This is a genomic window from Hyphomicrobiales bacterium (genome assembly GCA_016710435.1).
Taxonomy (GTDB): Bacteria; Pseudomonadota; Alphaproteobacteria; order Rhizobiales; family Aestuariivirgaceae; genus Aestuariivirga.
In genome coordinates this window covers 595068-616731 of sequence record JADJVV010000001.1, presented here as the reverse complement: position 1 = coordinate 616731, position 21664 = coordinate 595068, and the positions used below count along the sequence as shown (strand labels likewise).

General features: G+C 61.4%; 20 protein-coding genes. 14 read left to right on the top strand and 6 right to left on the bottom strand.

Features of this window, described 5'->3' with window-relative positions; translation table 11 throughout:
* Window positions 1-2: 2 nt before the first annotated feature.
* From IPM06_03025 to IPM06_03015, 3 genes are all read right to left on the bottom strand, one after another.
* Window positions 3-989, bottom strand: coding sequence for a LacI family DNA-binding transcriptional regulator (locus IPM06_03025; GenBank protein MBK8769386.1), 987 nt, complete (start codon window positions 987-989; stop codon window positions 3-5).
* Window positions 990-997: 8 nt separating this feature from the next.
* Window positions 998-1789, bottom strand: coding sequence for a 3-methyl-2-oxobutanoate hydroxymethyltransferase (locus IPM06_03020; protein ID MBK8769385.1), 792 nt, complete (start codon window positions 1787-1789; stop codon window positions 998-1000).
* An 81-nt stretch (window positions 1790-1870) separates the two neighbouring features.
* Window positions 1871-2173, bottom strand: a complete 303-nt coding sequence (locus IPM06_03015) for a hypothetical protein (protein ID MBK8769384.1) — start codon at window positions 2171-2173, stop codon at window positions 1871-1873.
* Window positions 2174-2341: 168 nt separating this feature from the next.
* On the opposite strand from IPM06_03015, the gene IPM06_03010 reads away from it, so the two are divergent.
* From IPM06_03010 to IPM06_02970, 9 genes are all read left to right on the top strand, one after another.
* A complete protein-coding gene (locus tag IPM06_03010; GenBank protein ID MBK8769383.1) occupies window positions 2342-3841 on the top strand; it encodes a sugar ABC transporter ATP-binding protein in 1500 nt (499 codons plus the stop codon).
* Between the two features lie 19 nt (window positions 3842-3860).
* Entirely contained in the window at window positions 3861-4865 is a 1005-nt protein-coding gene (locus IPM06_03005; protein MBK8769382.1) for an ABC transporter permease, read from the top strand.
* Between the two features lie 75 nt (window positions 4866-4940).
* Complete coding sequence (locus IPM06_03000; protein ID MBK8769381.1) at window positions 4941-5873, top strand: ABC transporter substrate-binding protein; 933 nt, start codon at window positions 4941-4943, stop codon at window positions 5871-5873.
* 221 nt (window positions 5874-6094) lie between these two features.
* Window positions 6095-6577 carry a hypothetical protein gene (locus IPM06_02995; GenBank protein MBK8769380.1) on the top strand — a complete coding sequence of 161 codons (483 nt, stop codon included), beginning with the start codon at window positions 6095-6097 and terminating at the stop codon, window positions 6575-6577.
* Window positions 6570-6974 carry a phage holin family protein gene (locus IPM06_02990; protein MBK8769379.1) on the top strand — a complete coding sequence of 135 codons (405 nt, stop codon included), beginning with the start codon at window positions 6570-6572 and terminating at the stop codon, window positions 6972-6974. The genes IPM06_02995 and IPM06_02990 overlap by 8 nt, the downstream gene beginning before the upstream one ends.
* Entirely contained in the window at window positions 6971-7363 is a 393-nt protein-coding gene (locus IPM06_02985) for a hypothetical protein (protein MBK8769378.1), read from the top strand. The genes IPM06_02990 and IPM06_02985 overlap by 4 nt, the downstream gene beginning before the upstream one ends.
* A complete protein-coding gene (locus tag IPM06_02980) occupies window positions 7299-7730 on the top strand; it encodes a hypothetical protein (GenBank protein MBK8769377.1) in 432 nt (143 codons plus the stop codon). Before IPM06_02985 ends, IPM06_02980 begins: the two co-directional genes overlap by 65 nt.
* A gap of 81 nt (window positions 7731-7811) precedes the next feature.
* Window positions 7812-8972: an AI-2E family transporter gene (locus IPM06_02975; GenBank protein MBK8769376.1), complete on the top strand. Its 1161-nt coding sequence runs from the start codon at window positions 7812-7814 to the stop codon at window positions 8970-8972.
* Window positions 8973-9096: 124 nt separating this feature from the next.
* Entirely contained in the window at window positions 9097-17595 is an 8499-nt protein-coding gene (locus tag IPM06_02970; protein ID MBK8769375.1) for a glycosyl transferase, read from the top strand.
* Window positions 17596-17674: 79 nt separating this feature from the next.
* On the opposite strand, the gene IPM06_02965 is transcribed toward IPM06_02970, so the two are convergent.
* The gene (locus IPM06_02965) at window positions 17675-17872 is read right to left on the bottom strand and encodes a CsbD family protein (GenBank protein MBK8769374.1); all 198 of its coding nucleotides are present in this window, start codon (window positions 17870-17872) and stop codon (window positions 17675-17677) included.
* Window positions 17873-18138: 266 nt separating this feature from the next.
* Window positions 18139-18939, bottom strand: a complete 801-nt coding sequence (locus tag IPM06_02960; GenBank protein ID MBK8769373.1) for a response regulator — start codon at window positions 18937-18939, stop codon at window positions 18139-18141.
* A gap of 204 nt (window positions 18940-19143) precedes the next feature.
* Between IPM06_02960 and IPM06_02955 the strand changes: the two genes are divergently transcribed.
* The 5 genes from IPM06_02955 (at window position 19144) to IPM06_02935 (ending at window position 21181) form a co-directional block, all read left to right on the top strand.
* Complete coding sequence (locus tag IPM06_02955; protein ID MBK8769372.1) at window positions 19144-19356, top strand: hypothetical protein; 213 nt, start codon at window positions 19144-19146, stop codon at window positions 19354-19356.
* A gap of 74 nt (window positions 19357-19430) precedes the next feature.
* The gene (locus IPM06_02950; protein ID MBK8769371.1) at window positions 19431-19940 is read left to right on the top strand and encodes a sigma-70 family RNA polymerase sigma factor; all 510 of its coding nucleotides are present in this window, start codon (window positions 19431-19433) and stop codon (window positions 19938-19940) included.
* Window positions 19941-20002: 62 nt separating this feature from the next.
* On the top strand, window positions 20003-20161 hold the full coding sequence (locus IPM06_02945) for a DUF3309 domain-containing protein (GenBank protein ID MBK8769370.1): 159 nt from the start codon (window positions 20003-20005) through the stop codon (window positions 20159-20161).
* Window positions 20162-20422: 261 nt separating this feature from the next.
* Window positions 20423-20614: a DUF3008 family protein gene (locus tag IPM06_02940; protein MBK8769369.1), complete on the top strand. Its 192-nt coding sequence runs from the start codon at window positions 20423-20425 to the stop codon at window positions 20612-20614.
* Window positions 20615-20689: 75 nt separating this feature from the next.
* Window positions 20690-21181 (top strand): ferritin-like domain-containing protein, encoded by a 492-nt coding sequence (locus IPM06_02935; protein MBK8769368.1) that lies wholly within the window; start codon window positions 20690-20692, stop codon window positions 21179-21181.
* Between the two features lie 77 nt (window positions 21182-21258).
* Here the strand turns inward: IPM06_02935 and IPM06_02930 are convergent, their stop codons facing one another.
* On the bottom strand, window positions 21259-21624 hold the full coding sequence (locus IPM06_02930) for a PRC-barrel domain-containing protein (GenBank protein ID MBK8769367.1): 366 nt from the start codon (window positions 21622-21624) through the stop codon (window positions 21259-21261).
* Window positions 21625-21664: the final 40 nt, after the last annotated feature.

Genomic DNA, 21664 nt, shown 5'->3' with positions numbered 1-21664 from the left:
ACTCATTGTGCAAATGTGGGCAAGTTGAAGCGGCTGTAAATGCCGAAATCGACAAGGGCGGTGTCGCCCGTGTCGGGAAGGGCCGTGGCGATGCCCAGTGCGGTCGTGAGCAGATGCGCCGGGTCGGAGGCGATCACATAGTTCAGCACGTGCCCGCGCAGCAAGGGCGCGGTGACGAAGTTGACGTCGTGGCCGACAACAGCCACATTGCCTGCGCGGCCCACGGCTTCGAGTGCTGCGGCCAAGCCCTGATTGCCACCGCCGACATTATAGATCGCCGCCAGTTGCGGATGCTCGTCCAGCAGGTGCGCGACGGCTCTGCGAGTGAGGTCGGCGCTGTCTTCGCCGCGTGCTTCGGGGGCAATGGTGAGAAGCGGGAACTGCGCGCGCAATCCCGTTCGAAAACCGATCTCGCGGTCTTCGTGGCAACGGAAAGCTGTGTCGCCCACCACTACACCCACCGTTGCCTGCCGCCCTGCGAGCATGCCACCGATCAGGTAGGCGGCGGTTTGTCCGGCGGCGCGATTGTCGATGCCCACGAAGTGGTCGCGCGCATCGGGCGAAACGTCGGAGACGAGGGTGATGATCCGTTTGCCGGTCCTCCGCGCCTGACGCAGCGCTTCGACGATGCCATCGCTGTTCTTCACCGTGAGGATGAGAGGCCGCGACGGGTCCTCCGCCAAACGGCGGATGGTGCGGATGATGTCGGTTTCCGTGGCGTCATAGACATCGTGGATATCGCCTTTCACGCCGCGCGCCTCCCACACCGCCGTCATCTGCCGGGTCATGCCGCGGCCCACACGGAGCAGCATGTCTGCCGATGGGGCGAAGCGGTCTGTGCCCGCGGGACTTTGCAGCCGCTGGATCGTCTCATGGACAACGTGTTTGGTACGGGCATGCACACGGCCACGGCCATTGAGCACGCGGTCAACCGTGGCGCGGGAAAGGCCGGTTTCCTCCATGATGTCGGCGACGGTGACACGCTTCATGGTTGCCCTCATTCGATTCCGGCTGACGCGCGGAACTGTTTCAATTGTATTGCGTCCATATGCACTTCATGGCCTGGCTGGGGATAGACGCCGCCGCCGACATCCACCACAAAGCTCTGGAAGGCGCGGATGCGTTCCTTTTGCATGGCCTCCTCCATCGCGGCGAGGTCGGCATATTTGCGGGAATGGCGCGGGTAGTGGCCCGTGTTCGTTCCGAGGATGTCACACGAGAACAGGTATTGCGTGTCGCAGACGCTGCCGCAGCCCATCCCCATGGTGATCATGGAGGTTGACCTTGTGATGTGATCGGCCAGTTCAACCGGCACCACTTCCACTTCGACACAGGCCGCGCCGGCGTTTTCGATGTCCTTGACTTTCTGCATCACCTTGCGCGCTTCCAGGGCGGTGCGGCCCACGGCGCGAAAGCCTGTCCATGCTGCAAGATCGGGAACGAGTCCGACATGGCCCGTCACCGGAATGCCTTCGCGGGCCATGGCTTCGATGATGGCAGGGGACTGCGAACAATAGATCGCATCGGCCCCTCGCCGCAGCGTGGCAAAGCCGTAGCGGATGGCTTCATCGCCGGTGGCCACGGCGCCGTGGGGCATACCTGCGGAGATGAACGCCAAGGGCGCGGCGCGGCGAATGCCTTCCAGCGTATGGTCCGGCTCGCAAGACAGAATGGAGATGCCCGCTTCCGTCGCGGCCGCCGCTTCCGCGGCACTGTCGACATGGACCTGCACCCACTTGTGCCTGCCCTTGGAGATGAGGAGATCGTGGACGGTTGTTTTTCTGGACAAGGTCATGTGTTGCCACCCATCTAATGAGATTGTAACTCATTTTGCATCATTGTGATGCAAATATTTCATGAACTTGGGTGTTTATGCATAGGAAGTTGTCAAAACAAAACAAATATTCCAAAACTGGCAGTCTGGAAAAATTTGTTCTTGAAAATTTTTGAGATTTTTGGGATGGAATCGGTCGCTGGCACGCGGGGGTGGCGTCTTGATCCATTCCTCCGCTGTCTGCGCCTGCAGCGTGTCGGCGATGCGGGCGATGGCGAAAAGGATTGGTGCCTGCCGACACGGCGCCGGAACGTCCTGCTCTTTCCAACGCAATGCTTTCCCAAAAACATGGCAGCAAGCCAGAGGGGAAACATGGCCTGGCACGGAAAGCGCCGACAAGCATTGACTCTTGGCGTCGGTGCAAATGCTGCTAGGCTGAATATAAAATGAGACGCGGCACGCTGTGGCTGCGCACATGGGAGAGGAACAGGCATCATGAATGCCAAGAGCAAAGCGCATGACGCGCCGGCGATCCAACAGCCGCGTGACGACGTTGCCGCACCCGCGATGAAGATCGTGATGCGCAATATCGAAAAGCGCTTTCCCGGTGTCCACGCCCTGCGCGGTGTGCAGTTCGATCTCCGTGCCGGTGAGGTTCATGCGCTCATGGGCGAAAACGGCGCAGGCAAGTCCACGCTGATGAAAATCCTGACGGGCGTGTATCAGCCCGACGACGGCGAAATCATGGTGGATGGCAAGCCTGTCACCATCCCCGGCCCCAAGGCGGCACAGGATCTCGGCATCAGCATCATCCACCAGGAACTCTTCCTGATGAGCCACCTGACGGCGGCGCAGAACATTTTCATTGGCCGCGAGCCGCGCCGGGGCTTCGGCCTGTTCGTCGACGAAGCGACGATGAACGCAAATGCGGCGGCGCTGTTCAAGCGCATGAAGATCAATATCAACCCGCGCGAAGAAGTGGGGCATCTCACCGTTGCGCGCCAGCAGCTGGTCGAGATCGCCAAGGCGCTGTCGTTCAATTCCCGCGTGCTCGTGATGGACGAACCGACCTCCGCGCTCAACGAAACGGAAGTCGAGCATCTCTTCGCTATCATCAAGGAACTGAAATCCCAGGGCGTGGGCATCGTCTACATCACCCACAAGATGGATGAAGTGAAGCGCATCGCCGACCGCATCACCGTGATGCGCGACGGCCAGTACATCGGCACGCTGCCGGCGGCAGATACGTCCATGGCCAAGATCATTTCCATGATGGTGGGGCGTGAACTGGCCGATGCCAGCCGCGCCGAAGGGCAGGGCACCGATACCGAAATGCTGCGGGTTGTCGGTCTCAACCGCGGCAAGGCCGTGAAAGATATCAATTTCACCGTGCGCAAGGGCGAAATCCTGGGCTTTGCCGGACTCATGGGCGCGGGCCGCACCGAGGTCGCGCGCGCCATTTTTGGTGCCGACCCGATCGACAGCGGCGAAATCTACGTGCACGGCAAGCGCGCGGCCATCAAGAGCCCCAAGGACGCAGTGAGACTGGGCCTCGCCTACCTCAGCGAAGACCGCAAGCATTTCGGACTGGTGACGCCCATGTCGGTGCGTGACAACGTCACGATGGCATCGTGGCCCCGCTTCACCCGCGGCAAAGTGTGGATGCAGGACGGGGCGCTGCGCCGCACCTCCAAGCAGTTCGTGGACCTGCTGAGAGTGAAGACACCCTCGGTGGACCAGGAGACACGTCTGCTTTCCGGTGGCAACCAGCAGAAGGTCGTCATCGCCAAGTGGCTGCTGCGTGACTGTGACATTCTCTTCTTCGATGAGCCGACGCGCGGCATCGACGTGGGTGCCAAGGCAGAAATCTACAAGCTGCTGCAGGGCCTCGCAGAGCAGGGTAAATCCATTGTGGTGATCTCATCCGAAATGCCGGAGATCCTGCGGCTGTCGCACCGCGTCATCGTCATGTGCGAAGGGCGCATCACCGGCGAACTGGACGGCAAGACCGCAACGCAAGAATCGATCATGACCCTCGCCGCGCAAGGCTGGGGCAAGGCCGCCTGATACAGAGAAAGACCGGACAATGACCGACACCGCCCTGAACGCTGCCGAAACGGAAAAGACCGGCTTCTTCACCATCGCCACCATGCAGAAGGCGGTGGCGTTCGTCGTGCTGGTGGCCTTGTTGCTGTTCTTCAGCATCTTTGCGCCGAACTTCGCGGCCTGGAACAACATGGTCAATATCATGCAGGCCACCGCCGTGAACGGCGTGCTGGGCGTTGCGGTGACACTCGTCATCATTTCGGGCGGCATCGACCTCGCCGTTGGCACCATGATGACGCTGACGGCGGTGATGGCAGGCCTTGTGCTCACCAATGCCGGCATGCCGCTGCCGCTGGGCATTGCCGGTGCGCTGGCATCAGGTGCCGTCATGGGCGGATTTTCCGGCAGCATCATCGCCAAGCTGAAAATTCCGCCATTCATCGCAACGCTGGGCATGATGCAGATCGCCCGTGGCCTGGCGCTCGTCTTCTCGGGCGCAAAGCCCATCTATTTCAACGACACGCCGAGCTACCAGTACATTTCTCCCGAGAGCTCCGTCACCTTGCTCATTCCGGGCCTGGAAATTCCCAATGGCGTGTTTGTGATGTTCGGCGTGGCCATCGTGGCCTCGATCGTGCTCACCCGTTCGCTGCTGGGCCGCTACATCTTTGCGCTTGGCAGCAATGAGGAAGCGGCACGCCTGTCGGGCGTGAACGTGGATTTCTGGAAGATCATCACCTACGGCATGAGCGGCATGATCTGTGGCGTGGCGGGACTTCTCGTCTCCTCGCGCCTCAACTCAGCGCAGCCTGCCCTCGGTCTTGGCTATGAACTCGATGCCATCGCGGCAGCCGTCATTGGCGGCACTTCGCTTGCGGGCGGACGCGGTACCGTTCTGGGCACCATCATCGGCGCCTTCATCATGAGCGTTCTCACCAACGGCCTGCGCGTCATGGGCGTGCAGGAAGAGTGGAAAATCGTGGTGACGGGCGTCATCATCATCATTGCAGTGTATGTGGACATCGCACTGCGGAAAAAGATGTAGGACAGGGAGGACACATACTGTTCAACATGGTCGCCGCAACCTGATGCGGCATGTGAAAAACCAACGGAGTGAAACATGAAGAAGAAACTGTTCGCAGTGGCCCTGTTCGGCGCTGCCACGATGCTCTCGGCACCGAGCTTTGCCGAAGACGTCTATTTCCCGATCATTGCCAAGGGCTTCAGCCACCAGTTCTGGCAGGCTGTGAAGGCCGGCGCTGAATCGGCTGCCAAGGCCAACAACGTGACGATCACCTTCGAAGGCCCGAACACGGAAGCCGAAATCGACAAGCAGACCGACATCCTGAACGCCGCCATCGCCAAGAAGCCCCAGGGCCTCGGCTTTGCCGCTCTCGACTCCAAGGCCCAGGTTCCGGCCCTCCAGAAGGCCGCTGATGCCGGCATTCCGATCGTTGCCTTCGACTCGGGCGTGGACAGCGACCTGCCGCTCACGACCTGCACGACCGACAACGTGAACGCCGCTGGCGCCGCCGCCGACAAGATGGCTGAAGCCATCGGTGGCGAAGGCGACATCGCAGCCGAAATCCACGACCAGACCTCTGCCACGGGCATTGGCCGCCGTGACGGCTTCGTGAACCGCATCAAGGAAAAGTATCCGAAGATCAACATCGTCGACATCAAGTATGCCAACGACGCGCTGAAGGCCGCCGATGACATCAAGGCGACGCTGCAGGCCTATCCGAACCTGAAGGGCATCTTCGCCTCGAACGAAGGCGCTGCCATCGGCCTCGCCGTTGCCAAGAAGGAAACGGGCTCGAAGATCGTCGCCATCGGCTACGACTCCGGCAAGACGCAGAAGGATGCCATCAACGACGGCACGCTGCTCGGCTCGATCACGCAGAACCCCGTCGGCATCGGCGAATGCGTGGTGAACTCGCTGGCCAAGGCCCTCAAAGGCGAGAAGCTCGAGAAGATCATGGATACGGGCTTCTACTGGTACGACAAGTCCAACATGAACGACCCGAAGATCGCTGCCGTTCTTTACGATTGATCCTGCTGGAGCGCTTCTCTTCCGCTTGCTCCCGTGAGCGGAAGAGGGCGCTCCTCTTTTCTGCGGGATGCCTGGCCGTCTTGATCTCCTGCATCCTGCGCCGGCGCTGACGCCCGCACCTTTCACAGCATTTCAGCCTCACACCATCCAGACTCGCATGGAACCCTTGGCGCGTCCGGGCGTTGCAGCATCAGTCAAAACTGTAGCGGATGGGTGTGACCATGAAACAGAATTCTTCCGGACGTTCCTCGCAGCAGCAGTCGCGCGGATCTCATCTCGTCGAAGATGCGTTGAGCCTCGCCAAGCTGGTGGGCTTGCGGCGACGGGCCTTCTCCTCGCGTGAATTCGAGGCAATCGGAAGTGCCGTCTCCGATTTTGCCGCGAGCCTCGAAGATTACCCCTGGGTGCGAAACCAGGTGGACGCCATTTCCCAGAGCGTGGAAACGGTGACCGACTACGCGCGCAATGCCGATATGGAAACCGTTCTGCGCGATACGGCAGATTTCGCACGCCGCCGTCCCCTGGCTACCTTCTTTGCGGCAGTGGCCGGTGGTGCGCTTGCGGCCCGGCTTGCCTGGCCCGAGGGCGATTCCAGCACATCACGCAGCTCACGTGGTGCAAGTTCGAAGCGCGGCAAGAACAAATCTGGCCGCCGCGCTTCCGCCAAGCGGGCGCGCAGCAGCGAGAACCGGGCCAATGCCTAGACTGGGCCGGGGTGCGGGATCGGACGGTCAGCCCTCGCTGATCGGTCTGGCGACGCGCCTGTTTGAAGATGGCCGGTCCTGGGCCGAAGCAGAGGCTTCGTTGACCAAGGCGGAAACGGGAGCCATTGCCCGGCGCATCATCACGAGCGTTGTGATGGGCGTCGTGGCGCTGCTCGTCGGATTTGCGGCCATCGTCGTCCTGGCACAGGCGGCCGTAAGATACCTGTCGCAGTGGCCCATGGAAGAAAGTCTGGCGGGCGTCATTGTTGGCGTGGTGCTTTTGGTCGTCATGGCCCTGCTTGGCCGCTGGTCGATTTTGCACGTCAAGCCGGCCAAGCCTGTCAGTGCTGTCTACCGCTGGATGTTTGACAGCGGGAAATCAGGGGCACGTCCATGAAACGGGATTTGCAGGCGCTGGCTCGCGATGCCGACGCACGGCGGCGGGCATTTCAGGATACACTGGGGGAACTCCGTGAGCGCCTGAGTGTGCAAGCGCTGGCAAAAGACCTCGTGGATTCCACGGGGCTCGGCAAACTCACACGGGGCCTCCCGCAAGCCGTGCGCGGGCGGCCGGTCGTGTTCGCAGGGCTGATGGCGGCGGCGCTGTACCTCACAAAGACGATCTCCGCTCGCGACGGTGAAGATCACGCGTCCGGCCCTGCCGGTAGCGGCAAACAGACCACACGGCGAAAATCCAACACAATGACCAAAGGAGGACACCATGGTCACGACGACGACAACCGAATCCGCAACGAGCAAGGCGAAGAGCCCGGCGCGCAAGGCTAACGGACGCGACCACGGACGTGGCGGCCGCAAGGCGAAATCCAAGGCGTCCGGCCGTGGCCGGCAGCAACGCCAGTCCGCCACGTCGGCGCTCTCATCCTATGGCAGCAGCGCCTCCCGCTATGCTGCCCGTGGCCGGGATGCCCTGAGCGGTGCCTATTCCTGGGCCGATTCCGCGGCGCGTGAACTGCCCGGAACGCTCCCAGACATGGCATCGATCCGCAGCATGGCCAATGAGCGGCCATTGATGCTGGGCGCCATCGGTCTTGGCATCGGGCTGCTCATCGGTGTGATGTGGCCTGCCAATTCCATGATGTCGTGGCAGTCGAGTGGCCGCCAGCGCGGCGGACGCCGCTCTGGCCGGCGCTAGAATGATCCAGCCCGAAGCGGCGCTCCGGCGCCGCTTCTTCCGTTTGGGCTGGCCATATTGCGATCAAGGAGGATCCGCCGGGTGAGCGCAGCAGGCGACCGGGAGCAAGGCATCAACGAGACGCGCGAGTCGTCTCATCTGCGGCATATCCGCAATGCGTTGATCGGCCTTCTGCTTATCGCAATCACCGCAGCGGCCGTGATCGGCAAGGAATTCCTTGTTCCCGTCGCTTTCGCCTTCTTTATTGCCCTGACGTTTCGCCCCTTCATCCGGCGGATGTCGAAGCGGGGCATGCCAGCCTGGGTCACCACTACCGGCATTGCGCTCGCGCTGGCAGTCTTGCTGCTGGTGATTGCTGCCGTGTTCGGCAGCGCCATGACGGACTGGATCAATCGCTGGCCCGAGGTTCAGCGCACCTTCCTGCAGCGCAATGCGTCGCTGCTGGAGTGGTTCAAACACATTCTCGACGTGTCGCAGACCATCGCGGCTCCGGCCACGGAGGGCGGCACTGCGACCACACCCGAAGTTGTGGTGCGGCAACCTGTGCTGCCCACCATCGCGAACTTCATCGCAACTTATCCCGTGAATGTCACCATCACGCTCAGCAGCGCGCTTGTCATTGCGCTGTTCCTGATGGCCTCGGGTGACCTGTTCTACGAAAAGCTGATCCGCGTCATGCCGCGCCTTGACGACAAGAAAAATGCTCTCCGCATCGTCTTCGACGTGGAGCGTGACGTCTCCAGCTATCTGCTGACGATTACCGCGATCAATGCCGGCCTGGGTGCCATCGTTGGGGTGAGCTTCTGGCTCATTGGCATGCCGATGCCGCACTTCTGGGCTTTCCTGGTGTTTGCGCTGAATTTCATTCCCTATCTCGGCCCCATTGCCGGCGTGATCATCTCCGGCTTTGTTTCCATCATGGTCTTTTCAAACTGGGGTCAGGCGGTCTTGGCGCCGGCCGTCTACATGACGATCATCGGCATCGAGACACAGATCGTCACACCTGCGGTTTTGAGCCGCCGCATGTCCATCAATTCCGTTGCCATTCTCATCGCGCTGGCGTTCTGGGGTTGGGCCTGGGGCATCGCCGGGATCATCATGGCGGTTCCCTTCCTCGTCACGTTGCGGGTGTTCTGCAGTCACCTGCCCGTGCTGAACCCTGTGGGTGAATTCCTTTCCGGCCAAGGAGATAACGCCAACGAAGCATCAGCAAATGCGAATGTGGCAAAAAACCCATCCTGATCCCGCGCTGGAAGCAATGCAGAAATGAACGTCCGGGATGGAACCCTGTGGCGCCTTCAGCGTTGAGTTGCATGTGAGCATAAACGGGCAGACGCTTTCACAGCGCAATTGGAAGTGATGTAACATGCAGTTGCCATGGCAGCGCAATTCGCATGATGGAGATGGCATCTGGAGCGACGATCAGCCCATTCGGGCAGAGTTGTTCGGGGTGGAGCGGTTTTGCGCGCACGCGACAAGCCTGGCCCAGTCGCAAGAGATCAGTCATGATTATGTGCCGGTGCGAACCGTGGTCACGCGGTTGCACAACAACGCGCGTGTGCTGCTCAAATCCTACACCGAACTTGCCGAAGCGGCGGCAGACGGAAAGCCGGTCACTCCCGCAGCAGAATGGTTGATCGACAATTACTACCTGATCGAAAGCCATATCCGTCAGGCGATCGAAGATCTACCTGCCAGCTATTACCGGCAATTGCCCAAGATTGCTTCCGGCCCGCTGGCTGGTCATCCTCAGATCTTCGGCATTGCCTGGGCCTTCATCGCCCACACGGACAGCCGCTTCGATTCGGCGATGTTCATCGCCTTCATCAACGCCTACCAGGATGTGCGCCCGCTCACGATCGGTGAGCTCTGGGCAGCGGCCATCAGCCTGCGCCTCGTCCTCATCGAAAACCTGCGGCGCATCTCGGCACGTACGGCTGCCTTGCGGCGCATGCGGCAGCTGGCGGACGAACGGGCGGAGATGCTGCTTGATGGCAGGATCGACGTGGACCGTCTCCTTGATGTCTTCTCCAATGGCACATCGGCGCCGGAGCGGCTGTCGTTCACAGTGCAACTGATGAAGCGCATCCGCGATCAGGACCAGGCCGATTCCAATCTCGTCGAGCGATTGCGCACCGAAGTGGGGCGGCTGGGTCATGACTTTGACAGTGCCATTGCCGATGAGCATCACCGGCAGGCGATGGCCACGGTGACGATGCAGAACCTGATCACCAGCCTGCGTTTCATCTCGGACTACCATTGGGAAGACTGGTTCGACCGCGTGAGCAAGGTCGATAGCCTGTTGCGCAGTTCCGACCAGTATGGCGACATGGATTTCCAGACGCGCAATGCCTATCGCAGCGGCATTGAAGACCTGTCGGCGCATTCTCCACTGAGCGAGATCGAGGTAACGGAACAGGTGCTGAGTTCGTCGCGCGATGTGCCGGCGGACAGGCCTGCTTCTTCCTCCAGCGCCGGATACTACATTGTCGGTCCAGGCAGAGACGCATTCGAACGTCAGATCAGCTATCGCCGGCCGCCGAAGAAGAGGCTTGCCGCCGCCCTGCGCGGCAGCGGCCTTGCAGGCTATCTCGGTCTAGCGATCCTTCTGACGGCCTTCGTTGTATGGATCGGTCTTGTGCCGCTGCTCAGTGCGCCCATGGCAACGCCCGTGTTTGTGGTTTTCGTTACGCTTGGCATTGCCCTATCCTTCGAAAGCAGCCTGGCAATGGTGAATTTTGCCGTCACGCAATTACTGCGGCCCGTTGTGCTGCCGGGACTGGAGATCATGGATGGGCCGACGGCGGAGCTGCGCACGCTTGTTGTCATCCCCTCGCTCCTCACCTCCCATTCGGCAATCGAGGAATTGACGGAGCGGCTGGAGATTCACTTCCTCTCCAACCCGCGTGGCGTTTGCCAGTTTGCTCTGGTGACCGACTGGACGGACGCGCCAGCTGAGCATGCTGCCGACGACATGGAGTTGCTGAACGCCGCGCTGTCCGGCATCGCGGCGCTCAATCGCCGCCATGGCGGAGACAGATTCCTGCTGCTGCACCGGTTCCGGCAATGGAATGCCGCGCAGGAGCGGTGGATGGGCTGGGAGCGCAAGCGCGGCAAACTCCACGAACTCAACCGATTGCTGCGCGGTTGGGCGGACACATCGTTCATGGTGATTGGCGGCAAGCTCGCCATGGATGTGCGCTATGTGATCACACTCGATGCCGACACGCGCTTGCCCAGGGATTCCGTGCGGCGGCTTGTTGGCAAGATCGCGCATCCGCTGAATCAGGCACATTTTGATGCCGACACGGGGAGAGTGACGAGTGGCTATGGCATCCTGCAGCCGCGGGTCACGGCCTCGCTGCCCGTGGGGCACGGGGGATCGCCCTATCAGCGGCTCTATTCCAGCCACCGGGGCATCGATCCGTATGTGTTCGCGGTCTCCGACGTCTACCAGGATCTGTTCGGCGAAGGCTCGTTCACAGGCAAGGGCATCTACGACGTTGATGTGTTTGAAGCGGCCCTGGCGGGCTGCGTGCCCGAGAACACCATGCTCAGTCACGACCTATTCGAGGGCAATCTCGCCCGCGCCGCGCTGGTCAGCGATGTCGAAGTGGTCGAGGATTTTCCGGAACGCTACTCCGTCTCTGTGGCGCGGCAGCATCGCTGGATTCGCGGCGACTGGCAGTTGATGCCGTGGTTGTTCGGAAGGGCCCCCCGATCCTCGCAACGGCCACCGGACATCTCCGCCGTCGGCCAGTGGAAGATGCTCGACAATCTGCGACGCTCCGTGCAGCCGATCGTGGTGATGCTGGCGCTTCTCGCGGGATGGACGTGGTTGCCGAATCATCGCTCGGCCGCATGGATCTCCTTCGTCATCCTCACCGCCTACATCCCGGTGTTCCTGCCGCTGTTCGGTGGGTCGAGCTTGCGCATCGGCACAGTCACTCTCACCAGCCAGTTGCGCCGCATTGCCAATGACACGCTGCAATCGGTTCTGGTAACGGCCAGCAACATCGTGCTTCTCGCCCATCAGGCCTGGATGCATGCCGATGCCATCGCCCGCACAGTCTACCGCCTCGCCTACAGCCGCAAGCATTTGCTGGAATGGACGACAGCAGCACAGGTGGCGGCGAACAGCAGGCGGGGCCTTGGTGCGGAATATGCGCTGATGTGGCCCAGCGTGTTGATCGGCTCTGCGGTATTCGGCCTGGCATTGCTGCGTGGTGATGGTGTCCTGTTGTCGGCCATGCCCTTTGCAATCGCCTGGCTGCTCGCCCCCGCCGTGGCGCATCTGATGAGCGAACCGGCAACGCCCAAGGACGAACTGGTGGCGGCGCCGGAAGACCGCGCCTTGCTGCGTACCACGGCGCGGCGCACATGGCGCTACTTCGAGGCTTTCACCGGCCCGGACGAAAATCATCTCCCCCCGGACAATTTCCAGGAGGATCCGAAGCCAGTCATCGCCCACCGCACGTCGCCTACCAACATCGGGCTCTATCTCCTGTCGGTTGCCAGTGCACGGGAGTTCGGTTGGATCAATGCCGTGACGGCGGTCGAGCGCATTGAGGCGACGCTTGCCACCGTCCACAGGCTGGAGAAGCTGAATGGCCATCTCCTCAACTGGTACGACACGCAGTCACTTGCGCCGCTGGAGCCGCGTTACGTCTCGTCCGTCGACAGCGGAAATCTTGCGGGTCATCTCCTTGCCGTGGCGAACATGTGCCGGCAGTGGTGCCAGCATCCGGCTCCCGCGGCCGAACGGCTTGAAGGTCTCAATGATGTGCTGGCGATCCTGCGCGAGGAGTTGGCGGGGCTGCTCACGGGACAGCGGGAGCATGTGGCGCGGCACAAGCAGTTGCGCACGATGTTTGATGCCTTCACAGCAGGCGTCGAGGCGGCCCGCGCGGCACCGGAAATGCTTGCCGCCCGCCTCATTGCGCTGGCGATGCAGGCCTCTTCAATCGCTGATCTCACCACGCTTGCCGTGCGTGATGCCGAACCAGCGGCGGCCGAGAACGTGCGGCACTGGGCGTCCGCGCTGCGTGAGACCGTGGAGCAGCATTTTGCCGAGGCGTCGATTGACACGCAGGTGATGGCAGACCTGACGAAGCGGCTCACGGCTGCGGCAGATGATGCCCATGGGATTGCGCTGGCCATGCAGTTCGGATTTCTCTCCGACCCGCGCCGCAACCTGATGTCCATCGGTTACCGTGTGACTGAACATGCGCTCGACGAAAGCTGTTACGACATGCTGGCGTCAGAAGCCGCACTTGCGAGTTACCTCGCCATTGCCAAGGGCGATCTGCCGGCGCGGCACTGGTTCCGGCTGGGCCGTCCTGTGACTGCTGTCAATGGACGCGCCGCGCTCGTCTCGTGGTCGGGCTCGATGTTTGAATACATCATGCCAGCCATCGTACTTGATCCGCCGTCGGCCAGCCTGATCGACCAGACGATACGGCTCGTGGTGCAGCAGCAGATTGCATACGGCAAGAAGCTCGGCGTGCCGTGGGGAATATCGGAATCGGCCTTCAGCGCGCGCGACCGCAATCTGACATACCAGTATTCAAACTTTGGCGTGCCGGGTCTGGGGTTGAAGCGTGGCCTTGCTGCCAATGTCGTTGTGGCACCTTATGCAACGGCTCTCGCCTCCATGTTCGCGCCACAGGAAGCAGCTGCCAACCTGCGCATACTGGATGGCGTGGGCGCACGCGGCGACTATGGCTTCTACGAGTCCGTTGACTACACACCTGCGCGCCTGCCCGAGGGCGAAACCCATGTGGTGGTGAAGGCCTACTTCGCCCATCACCAGGGCATGACGATCACGTCCATCCTGAACACAGTTCTCGGCCACCGCATCCGCAACAACTTTCATGAAGAGAACATCGTACGCGCCGCGGAATTGCTGCTGCAGGAGCGTGCACCGGAGGAAGTGCCCGTCCCGATGGCCGGCATCGCCACCGCGCCGCCGGACATGCAGAGCGAGGCCGAGGCCGCGGCGCCGCGGGCTGTCGATCCGCGGCGAACCGGCAATCCGGATGTGCAACTGCTGTCCAACGGCCACCTCACGACCATGATCACGGCGACGGGAAGCGGCTCCCTATCGTGGCGCGGAATCGCCATCAGCCGCTGGCGCGAGGATCCGGTCTGTGACCCCTGGGGTCATTTCATTTTCCTGCGCGAGATGCGGGGCGGCAAGCGCTGGTCGGCGGGATACAGCCCCCGGGTCCGCGAGCCAGAGGACTACGGGGCGGAGTTTTCCGAAGACAAGGTTGCACTGCGACGGGTGGATGGCCCGTTCACCACCACGTTGCAGTGCGTCGTTTCGAACGAGAGCGATGCAGAAGTCCGCCGGGTCAATGTGGTGAACAACTCGTCGCGTTCGCAGATCATTGAGATTACCAGCTACATGGAGCTGGCCCTGGCACCGCCCGCGGCGGATGCGGCGCATCCCGCCTTTTCGAAGCTCTTCGTGGTCACGGAATTCGTGCCGGAGCTGGGAGCCGTGATCGCCATGCGGCGGCGGCGCGAGGTGTCGGACCCCCAGGTGTGGGCCGCACAGTTCCTTGTGCCCTATTCTGATGGCGCCAGTGCAATAGAATTCGAGACGTCGCGGGCGCAGTTCCTTGGCCTGGGCAACACCCTGTCCACGGCGCAGGCCTTCCGGCCGGGAAAGACGCTGGACGGTGCGACGGGCGCTGTTCTTGATCCCGTGTTCGCCCTGCGTCAACGGCTGCGCGTGGCGGCGGGCCAGCAAGCTTGCTGGAGTGTGTGGACCGTGGTGGCCGAGAGCCGTGAAGGCGTTCTTGATCTTGTGGACAGCCACCGGCAGCGCGCCGCCTATGAACGCGCCAGCGTTCTCGCCTGGACTCATTCGCGCGTGCAGCTCCGCCATTTCGCTGTCGAAGGGGGCGAGGCCGAGGTTTTCCGCCGCCTGGCCAACCTTATTGTGTACGCGTCAGCAGCCGCACGGCCGTCGTCCACCGCGTTGCAGCAGCAGGCGCGTGAACAGACGCGGCTGTGGGCTTCGGGCGTTTCGGGCGTGCGGCCGATCCTGCTGATCCGGATCGATGCGGTGGAAGACCTGGACATCATCCGGCAGTTGCTGCGCGGACACGGCTACTGGTCTGCCAAGCGCTTTGCCGTCGATCTCGTCATCCTCAATGAACGGCGCGCATCCTACATGCAGGACCTGCAAGCGGCGATCGAGGATCTTGTCCGCAAGTCGCAGACGGCGATGGGCACGACAGAAGGCAGCGGGCAGGTGTTCGCCTTGCGTGCCGACCTCCTGCCAGCCGAGACGGTGGCCCTGTTGCCTGCGGTGGCGCGCGTCACTCTGCACGCAAGGGCCGGCGCCTTGTCGCGCCAGGTGTCGCGCATGCAGCTTCCGGCACGGGCGCCAGCGCGCATGCCTGCGGAAGACCCCGCCTACCTGACGCCAGCGCGCGTGCCTCTTGCGACTCCCGATCTCCAGTTCTTCAATGGATGGGGCGGGTTCAGCGGGGATGGCCGTGAATATGTCATTCCCCATGATCTTGCGAAGCCGCTGCCTGCGCCGTGGATCAATGTCATCGCGAATGGCGAATTCGGCACGCATGCCGGGGCGAATGGCGGTGGTTATACGTGGTATGCCAACGCGCGTGAACGGCAAATCACCCCCTGGGCGAATGATCCGGTGGTCAATGCGCCATCGGAAATCTTCTATGTGCGCGACCTGCGCAGCGGACAACTCATGAGTCCATGCATCGCGCCCGTGAAACAGGCCAATGCCACATTCCGCACGCGCCACGGCTTTGGATACACCGTGCATGAATCGCAGCACGGCGCGCTGGCGATGGAACTGACGCACCTCGTGCCGGTGCATGGACCAGTGAAAATCAGCCGTTTGCGGTTGCGTTCCACCTCACCATCGCCGCAAACACTGTCGGTGACGTTCTTCGCCGAGCTTGTGCTGGGTGCCTCGCGCGGCGCGACCGCCTTCCATATCCAGACGTCGTTGGACGCGGAAACCGGTGCGCTCATGGCGCGCAATCCATGGACGCCGGAATTCGGCGATCAGATCGTGTTCTTCGATCTTGCCGGCAAGCAGACCAGCATGACGGGCGACAGGCATGCCTTCCTCGGAGCCTATGGCACTTCCACCGCTCCGGCAGAGGTGATGTCAGGCGCGGACCTTTCCGGCGCCTTCGGTGCTGGCCTCGATCCGTGCGCGGCCCTGCAGCAGGTGGTCACGGTTTCCGCCGCCACGCCTGTCGAGGTGATCGTGCTCATCGGGGCAACGTCCAGCGTGGAGAGTGCGCGGTCGCTGGTCCAGAAATACCGTGGCGCAGATGTCGAGGCGCTGTTGCGTGATGTGCGCGCCTTCTGGGACGACACGCTCTCCGCCGTTCAGGTCGAGACGCCCGATGGCGCGATGAACGTGATGCTCAATGGCTGGCTCATGTATCAGGCACTGGCCTGCCGCATGCTGGGGCGCTCCGGCACCTACCAGGCGAGTGGCGCCTATGGCTTCCGGGATCAATTGCAGGATTCGATGGCCGTGTGCATTGCACGCCCGGATATCGCGCGTGCCCACATCCTGCGGGCCGGATCGCGTCAGTTCCCGGAAGGCGACGTGCAGCATTGGTGGCTGCCTGAAACCGGTGCCGGCACACGCACGCGCATCAGCGATGATGCTGCCTGGCTGACCTATTGCACCATGCATTATGTCAGCGTCACCAACGACGCGGCCATACTGGATGAAGCACTGCCATTTCTGGAAGGGCGCGTGCTGGAGCCGGCGGAACATGATGCCTATTTCCCGCCGCACGTCTCGGACCGGACGGCGTCGCTTTATGATCATTGTTGCATTGGGCTGGAGCACAGCCTTACGCGCGGACCACACGGCCTGCCGCTGATTGGCGGTGGCGACTGGAATGACGGTCTCAATCGCGTAGGCGAAAAGGGAAGGGGCGAGAGCACGTGGCTGGCGTGGTTCCTCATTGCCACACTGAAGACGATCCTGCCCGAAAGCGAGAGGCGCGGCGACACCGCTCGCATCACGCGCTGGAAAGACGCGATCAAATCCTTGACCACAGCCGTTGAGAAACATGGCTGGGACGGGGCGTGGTACCGGCGTGGCTATTTTGATGACGGTACCCCGCTTGGATCCAAGGACAGCAGCGAGTGCCGGATTGATGCCATCGCACAGTCATGGTCGGTGCTGGCGGGAACGGCTGTACCCGACCGTGCAGCATCCGCCATGGCGGAGGTGCGCAAGCAGCTGATAAGGCCGGAGGACGGGCTGGCGTTGCTGTTTACACCGCCATTTGATTCCTCGCAGCCCGATCCCGGCTACATCCGCGCCTACCCGCCGGGTTTGCGCGAGAACGGCGGGCAGTACAGCCATGGCGCAATCTGGTCGGTGTTTGCCCTGATGCAATTGGGCCAGGTGGACGAAGCCGTGTCCCTGTTCAACCAGCTCAACCCAGTCAATCACGCGCGCACGCCCGAAGATGCGGCGCGCTACAAGGTTGAGCCTTATGTGATGGTCGCCGACATCTATTCGGTAGCACCACACGTCGGCCGCGGGGGGTGGACGTGGTACACGGGGGCCGCAGCCTGGCTCTACCGCGCCGGCATCGAAGCGGTGCTCGGCCTCAGCTGGGACGGAGATGCTGTTCGTGTCTCTCCCCGCCTTCCAACCGGGTGGGACCGCACGCGCGTGACGGTGCGGCGGGGCAAGGCGCGCCTGCAGATCACGATCGTTCGCGGCGGAGCGGAGCCTGGGGCGATGGACGGTCTTCAGAAGTTGAACGATGCCCAGTGGCGCATCTCGTTTCCGCGAGACGAGAGCGTCCGCGAGATCGAATTCCCCTCCCAATAGGATTTCAGCGCGCCCAAGACACGCATAAAAAAGGCGGAACCTTGCGGTTCCGCCGTTCAGTTGGGGGAGGGAATTTCGGTCACATGCGGGTCAGCCAGCTGTCAACATCGCTCTGCACCTTGTCGCGTGCATAGCCGTAGTGCTGCTGGAGGAGCCCTTCGAGTTCATCGCGATTGCCGTCGATCGTGGTCAGGTCGTCATCGGTGAGCTTGCCCCACTGCTGCTTGACCTTGCCCTTGAATTCCTTCCAATTGCCTTCAATGCGATCCCAGTTCATGGCAGCGATCCTTCCTGATTGAGTGAAACGGATGAGAGGATTTTGTGTCAGCTTTCGCTGAGGCCTGAATTGCAGAGCGCCACGGCTACGCCAAAGAGCGTCACCGCGCCGGCGAGCATCGCAACGCTTGCAAATGCTCCCGCAAGGCCAGTGGCAGCCAGCAACAGAGTTGTCGCAGCCACGGCGAATAATGTGCAAAATCTGACCATCTCGTCCTCCTCCCGATTAAACGCGGAGGATGCAGAAAAGTTCCATTGCGGGCGGCCTTAAGCCGCCGCGCGCGCCTTGGTTTCGAAGAACAGGGCCTGACTCACGACAGCCTTCACCATGTCTGGCGTGAAGGGCTTGGTGATGAGGAACGCGGGCTCGGGACGTTCACCTGTCAGCAGGCGTTCGGGGAATGCCGTGATGAAGATGATCGGCACCTCGAAGTCGGCGAGGATCTGATTTGCGGCATCAATGCCCGAGCTTCCGTCCGCCAACTGGATGTCGGCAAGGATGAGACCGGGTTTCTTCTGGGCCGCGAGATCCACGGCCTGGCGGCGCGTGCGTGCCACACCGGTGACGGCGTGGCCCAGGCTTTCGAGGATTTCACGAAGGTCCATCGCGATGATCGGTTCGTCCTCGATGATCATCACATTGGTGGCCACCTGCTCCACGATGGCGTTGGACGCTTCTTCGACAAGCGACTGCACCTCGGAAACCGTGCGGCCGAGGACGGTGGAAATCTCGTCGATTGAGAAGCCTTCAACCGTCATCAACAGGAAGGCTTCGCGCGCCAGCGGCGGCATGCCGGAGAGGCGTTTTTGCGCCGCGGCGATCCAGCTCGGCTCTGATCCCGCAGGGGCCGACTGAAGGTTGAGTGAAATGGACTCCCACCACTTGCAGAATATGCGGTACAGTTCGACCCGGATGTTGGAATCCTGATTCAAGGCGGTGGGCTCGGCTATCAGCGCCTCCAAGACGGCTGCAACGTAGGCATCCCCCGACTGTTGGCTGCCTGTTAAGGCTCTGGAAAACCTGCGAAGTTGCGGCAAATACATTGCCACCTGTGTAGACAGACCCATGCGACCTCCCTCTGCACCCAAGACACTTGGCGTGGGGTTAAAACGCAACTCCTGCGTTTCGGGTTCCGGTTTGACAGAATTTTTTTTGCCGCTGGAACCCCGGGGCCGCGCCGGACATTCTTAAGAGACGCCGTGATCGGCTTAAATGCGGTGCGGTTTAAAGAACAAGTGTCGGCTGTGAGCCGGACGAAGCTGGGGTTTTCCATGACGACTCGCGAGGACGACGATCCTAAAAACAGGAAAAAACCGCAATTGAAACCGGCAACTCAATCCCCACCCAATTCCAAGATCTTCAATCTGATCGGACGGCGTTTGAAGGATTACTACGAGGATGTCGCCAATCAACCCGTACCGGACAGGTTCATCGACCTGTTGAAGCAGCTTGACAAGAAGCGCCCGCCGGGAACGGAGGACTGACATTGACAGTTCCGGTTTTGAAGGCCGCAAATCCGCCTGCCACTGATGACGTGCAGAACGAATTCCAGAAGCAGATGCTCTCTGTGGTTCCGCGTCTGCGGGCGTTTGCCCTGTCGCTGTCGGCGAAATCGGATTACGCCGATGACCTCGTCCAGGAAACGCTGATGAAGGCGTGGAACCATCAGAACGATTTCCAGCCCGGCACAAATATGAAGGCCTGGCTCTTCACCATCCTCCGCAATGAATATTTCAGCCAGCTTCGCAAGAAGAAGCGCAAGCGTGAGGTGGAAGACGTGGATGGTGAGCTGGTCAACCAGTTGTCATCGCCGGCGAACCAGGAAGCCCACCTCGATGTGGCGGATCTGCGCGTCGCCATGCAGCAGCTGCCTGACGACCAGCGCGAGGCCATCATCCTCGTCGGCGCTTCAGGCTTCTCCTATCAGGAAGTGGCCGAGATCACGCAGGTCGCTGTCGGCACCGTCAAAAGCCGCGTCAACCGTGCCCGCGTACGGCTGGCGTCCCTCCTGGACATCGACATGTCGCAGTCGGGAAAGAGCGGCGAGGGCGACACTTCGGACACGTAGTCATACGGGAACTTTTTTCCGCTGGTGTCGTTAGGCATTCAGTCAACAGGGAGAAGCTGACAATGACCTTGGGTACAATTCTGATTATCCTCCTGATCCTCGTCGTGATCGGTGCACTGCCCAGCTGGGGCTATAGCCGCGGTTGGGGGTACGGCCCGTCGGGTGGGCTCGGTTTGTTGCTTTTGATTGTGGTGATCCTGGCCTTGACCGGCCGCATCTAGTCCAGCCCGGTTTTCAAATGGGGCGGTTTGCGAAAGCAAGCCGCCCCATCTGTTTTCAGATCACGTGAAAAAGATAGAGCAGGATGATCACGGAAATCGGCACTCCAAGGAACCACAAGACAACGCCGCGCATGGGCTTCTCCTTTTGCTGTTACGCAGCCAAAAACGTCAGCCCGCAGACTTGGTTCCTGTTTTGAGAGGAACGGAAGGGCGATTGGCGGCGTTTCTCCTCTGACCTGCAAGCTGAAAGGAGACCGGGTCATGCCAGCGAAATCCAAAGCCCAGCAGAAAGCGGCCGGAGCCGCACTCGCCGCAAAAAGGGGTGAGGCACCGGTGAGCGAACTCAAGGGGGCATCGCGCGGAATGTATGATTCCATGTCGATCCAGGAACTTGAGGAATTCGCCGAGACGAAACGGTCGAAACTGCCCGAACACGCCGATCGCAAGGACTGACCCTTGCAGCCTGCCGGTTCGCACGCGGCCACCCCTGCCGTCCATCACAACTGAAAACCCACCAGGAGAAGTAAAATGCCCATCAAGACGCTTGAAGACCTGTTCACCGAGACGCTCAAGGACATGTATTATGTCGAGAAGAAACTGGTGAAGACGCTGCCGACCATGGAGAAGAAGGCCGTGGACCAGGAGCTCAAGGACGCCATCAACAGCCACGCCGCCGAAACGGAAACCCACGTCGCCCGCCTGGAGCAGGTGTTCGAGGCCTGTGAAATCAAGCCCCAGGCCAAGAAGTGCGAAGCGCTGGAAGGCCTGCTGGAAGAGGCGAACGAAGTGCTCGAAGACATCAAGGATGACCGTGCCATGGATGCTGCGATCATTTCCTCGGCTCAGACCGTGGAGCACTACGAGATGGCCCGCTACGGCGCCCTGATCGCCTGGGCCAAGGAACTGGGCTGGAACGAGGCGGCCGACATCATGCAGGAAACGCTCGATGAAGAAGAGTCGGCTGACCAGAAGCTGTCCGACATCGCCGAAGACGCGGTGAACCAGCGCGCCGCCGCCTGATCTTCCAGTCGCGAAGCAAAGAAGAGGAGAAGCATCTGCTTCTCCTCTTTTTTTTGTACGCCTGGCGGAACGTCAGATCAGATGTCGGCGCCCCAATAGGGCTCCACCTGATAGTGGGTGTGGATGTTCCGCTCCCAGTTGCGGTCTTTCCACGAGTCGTCGCTGAATTCCGGTGCATCGCGCACCTGCTGCTCGCTGACATTGGTGCGGAAGCCATCGAGAGACGTGTCGTAGGACAGCGCATCCCAAGGCAATGGATAGTGACTGTGGCCGAGGCCCATGAAGCCGCCGAAGCTGACGACGGCGTAGTGAACGCGGCCGGAGACCTTGTCGATGATGAGCCGTTCGACTTCGCCGATTTTCTCGCCGTCCTTGTCGTAAACGGTGGTGCCTTCCACGTCTTCGCTGGAGACAAGGGCATGATTGGGTCTTGCGGTTGCCATGTCGGTCTTCTCCTCTCGCGGCGCGGGATTGCGCCCATGG

Coding starts and splice junctions, on each gene's coding strand:
- IPM06_03025 (MBK8769386.1), bottom strand. CDS start 989: ATGAAGCGTGTCACCGTCGCCGACATCATGGAGGAAACCGGCCTTTCC.
- IPM06_03010 (MBK8769383.1), top strand. CDS start 2,342: ATGAAGATCGTGATGCGCAATATCGAAAAGCGCTTTCCCGGTGTCCAC.
- IPM06_03005 (MBK8769382.1), top strand. CDS start 3,861: ATGACCGACACCGCCCTGAACGCTGCCGAAACGGAAAAGACCGGCTTC.
- IPM06_03000 (MBK8769381.1), top strand. CDS start 4,941: ATGAAGAAGAAACTGTTCGCAGTGGCCCTGTTCGGCGCTGCCACGATG.
- IPM06_02995 (MBK8769380.1), top strand. CDS start 6,095: ATGAAACAGAATTCTTCCGGACGTTCCTCGCAGCAGCAGTCGCGCGGA.
- IPM06_02990 (MBK8769379.1), top strand. CDS start 6,570: ATGCCTAGACTGGGCCGGGGTGCGGGATCGGACGGTCAGCCCTCGCTG.
- IPM06_02985 (MBK8769378.1), top strand. CDS start 6,971: ATGAAACGGGATTTGCAGGCGCTGGCTCGCGATGCCGACGCACGGCGG.
- IPM06_02980 (MBK8769377.1), top strand. CDS start 7,299: ATGGTCACGACGACGACAACCGAATCCGCAACGAGCAAGGCGAAGAGC.
- IPM06_02970 (MBK8769375.1), top strand. CDS start 9,097: ATGCAGTTGCCATGGCAGCGCAATTCGCATGATGGAGATGGCATCTGG.
- IPM06_02965 (MBK8769374.1), bottom strand. CDS start 17,872: ATGAACTGGGATCGCATTGAAGGCAATTGGAAGGAATTCAAGGGCAAG.
- IPM06_02960 (MBK8769373.1), bottom strand. CDS start 18,939: ATGGGTCTGTCTACACAGGTGGCAATGTATTTGCCGCAACTTCGCAGG.
- IPM06_02955 (MBK8769372.1), top strand. CDS start 19,144: ATGACGACTCGCGAGGACGACGATCCTAAAAACAGGAAAAAACCGCAA.
- IPM06_02950 (MBK8769371.1), top strand. CDS start 19,431: ATGCTCTCTGTGGTTCCGCGTCTGCGGGCGTTTGCCCTGTCGCTGTCG.
- IPM06_02945 (MBK8769370.1), top strand. CDS start 20,003: ATGACCTTGGGTACAATTCTGATTATCCTCCTGATCCTCGTCGTGATC.
- IPM06_02940 (MBK8769369.1), top strand. CDS start 20,423: ATGCCAGCGAAATCCAAAGCCCAGCAGAAAGCGGCCGGAGCCGCACTC.
- IPM06_02935 (MBK8769368.1), top strand. CDS start 20,690: ATGCCCATCAAGACGCTTGAAGACCTGTTCACCGAGACGCTCAAGGAC.
- IPM06_02930 (MBK8769367.1), bottom strand. CDS start 21,624: ATGGCAACCGCAAGACCCAATCATGCCCTTGTCTCCAGCGAAGACGTG.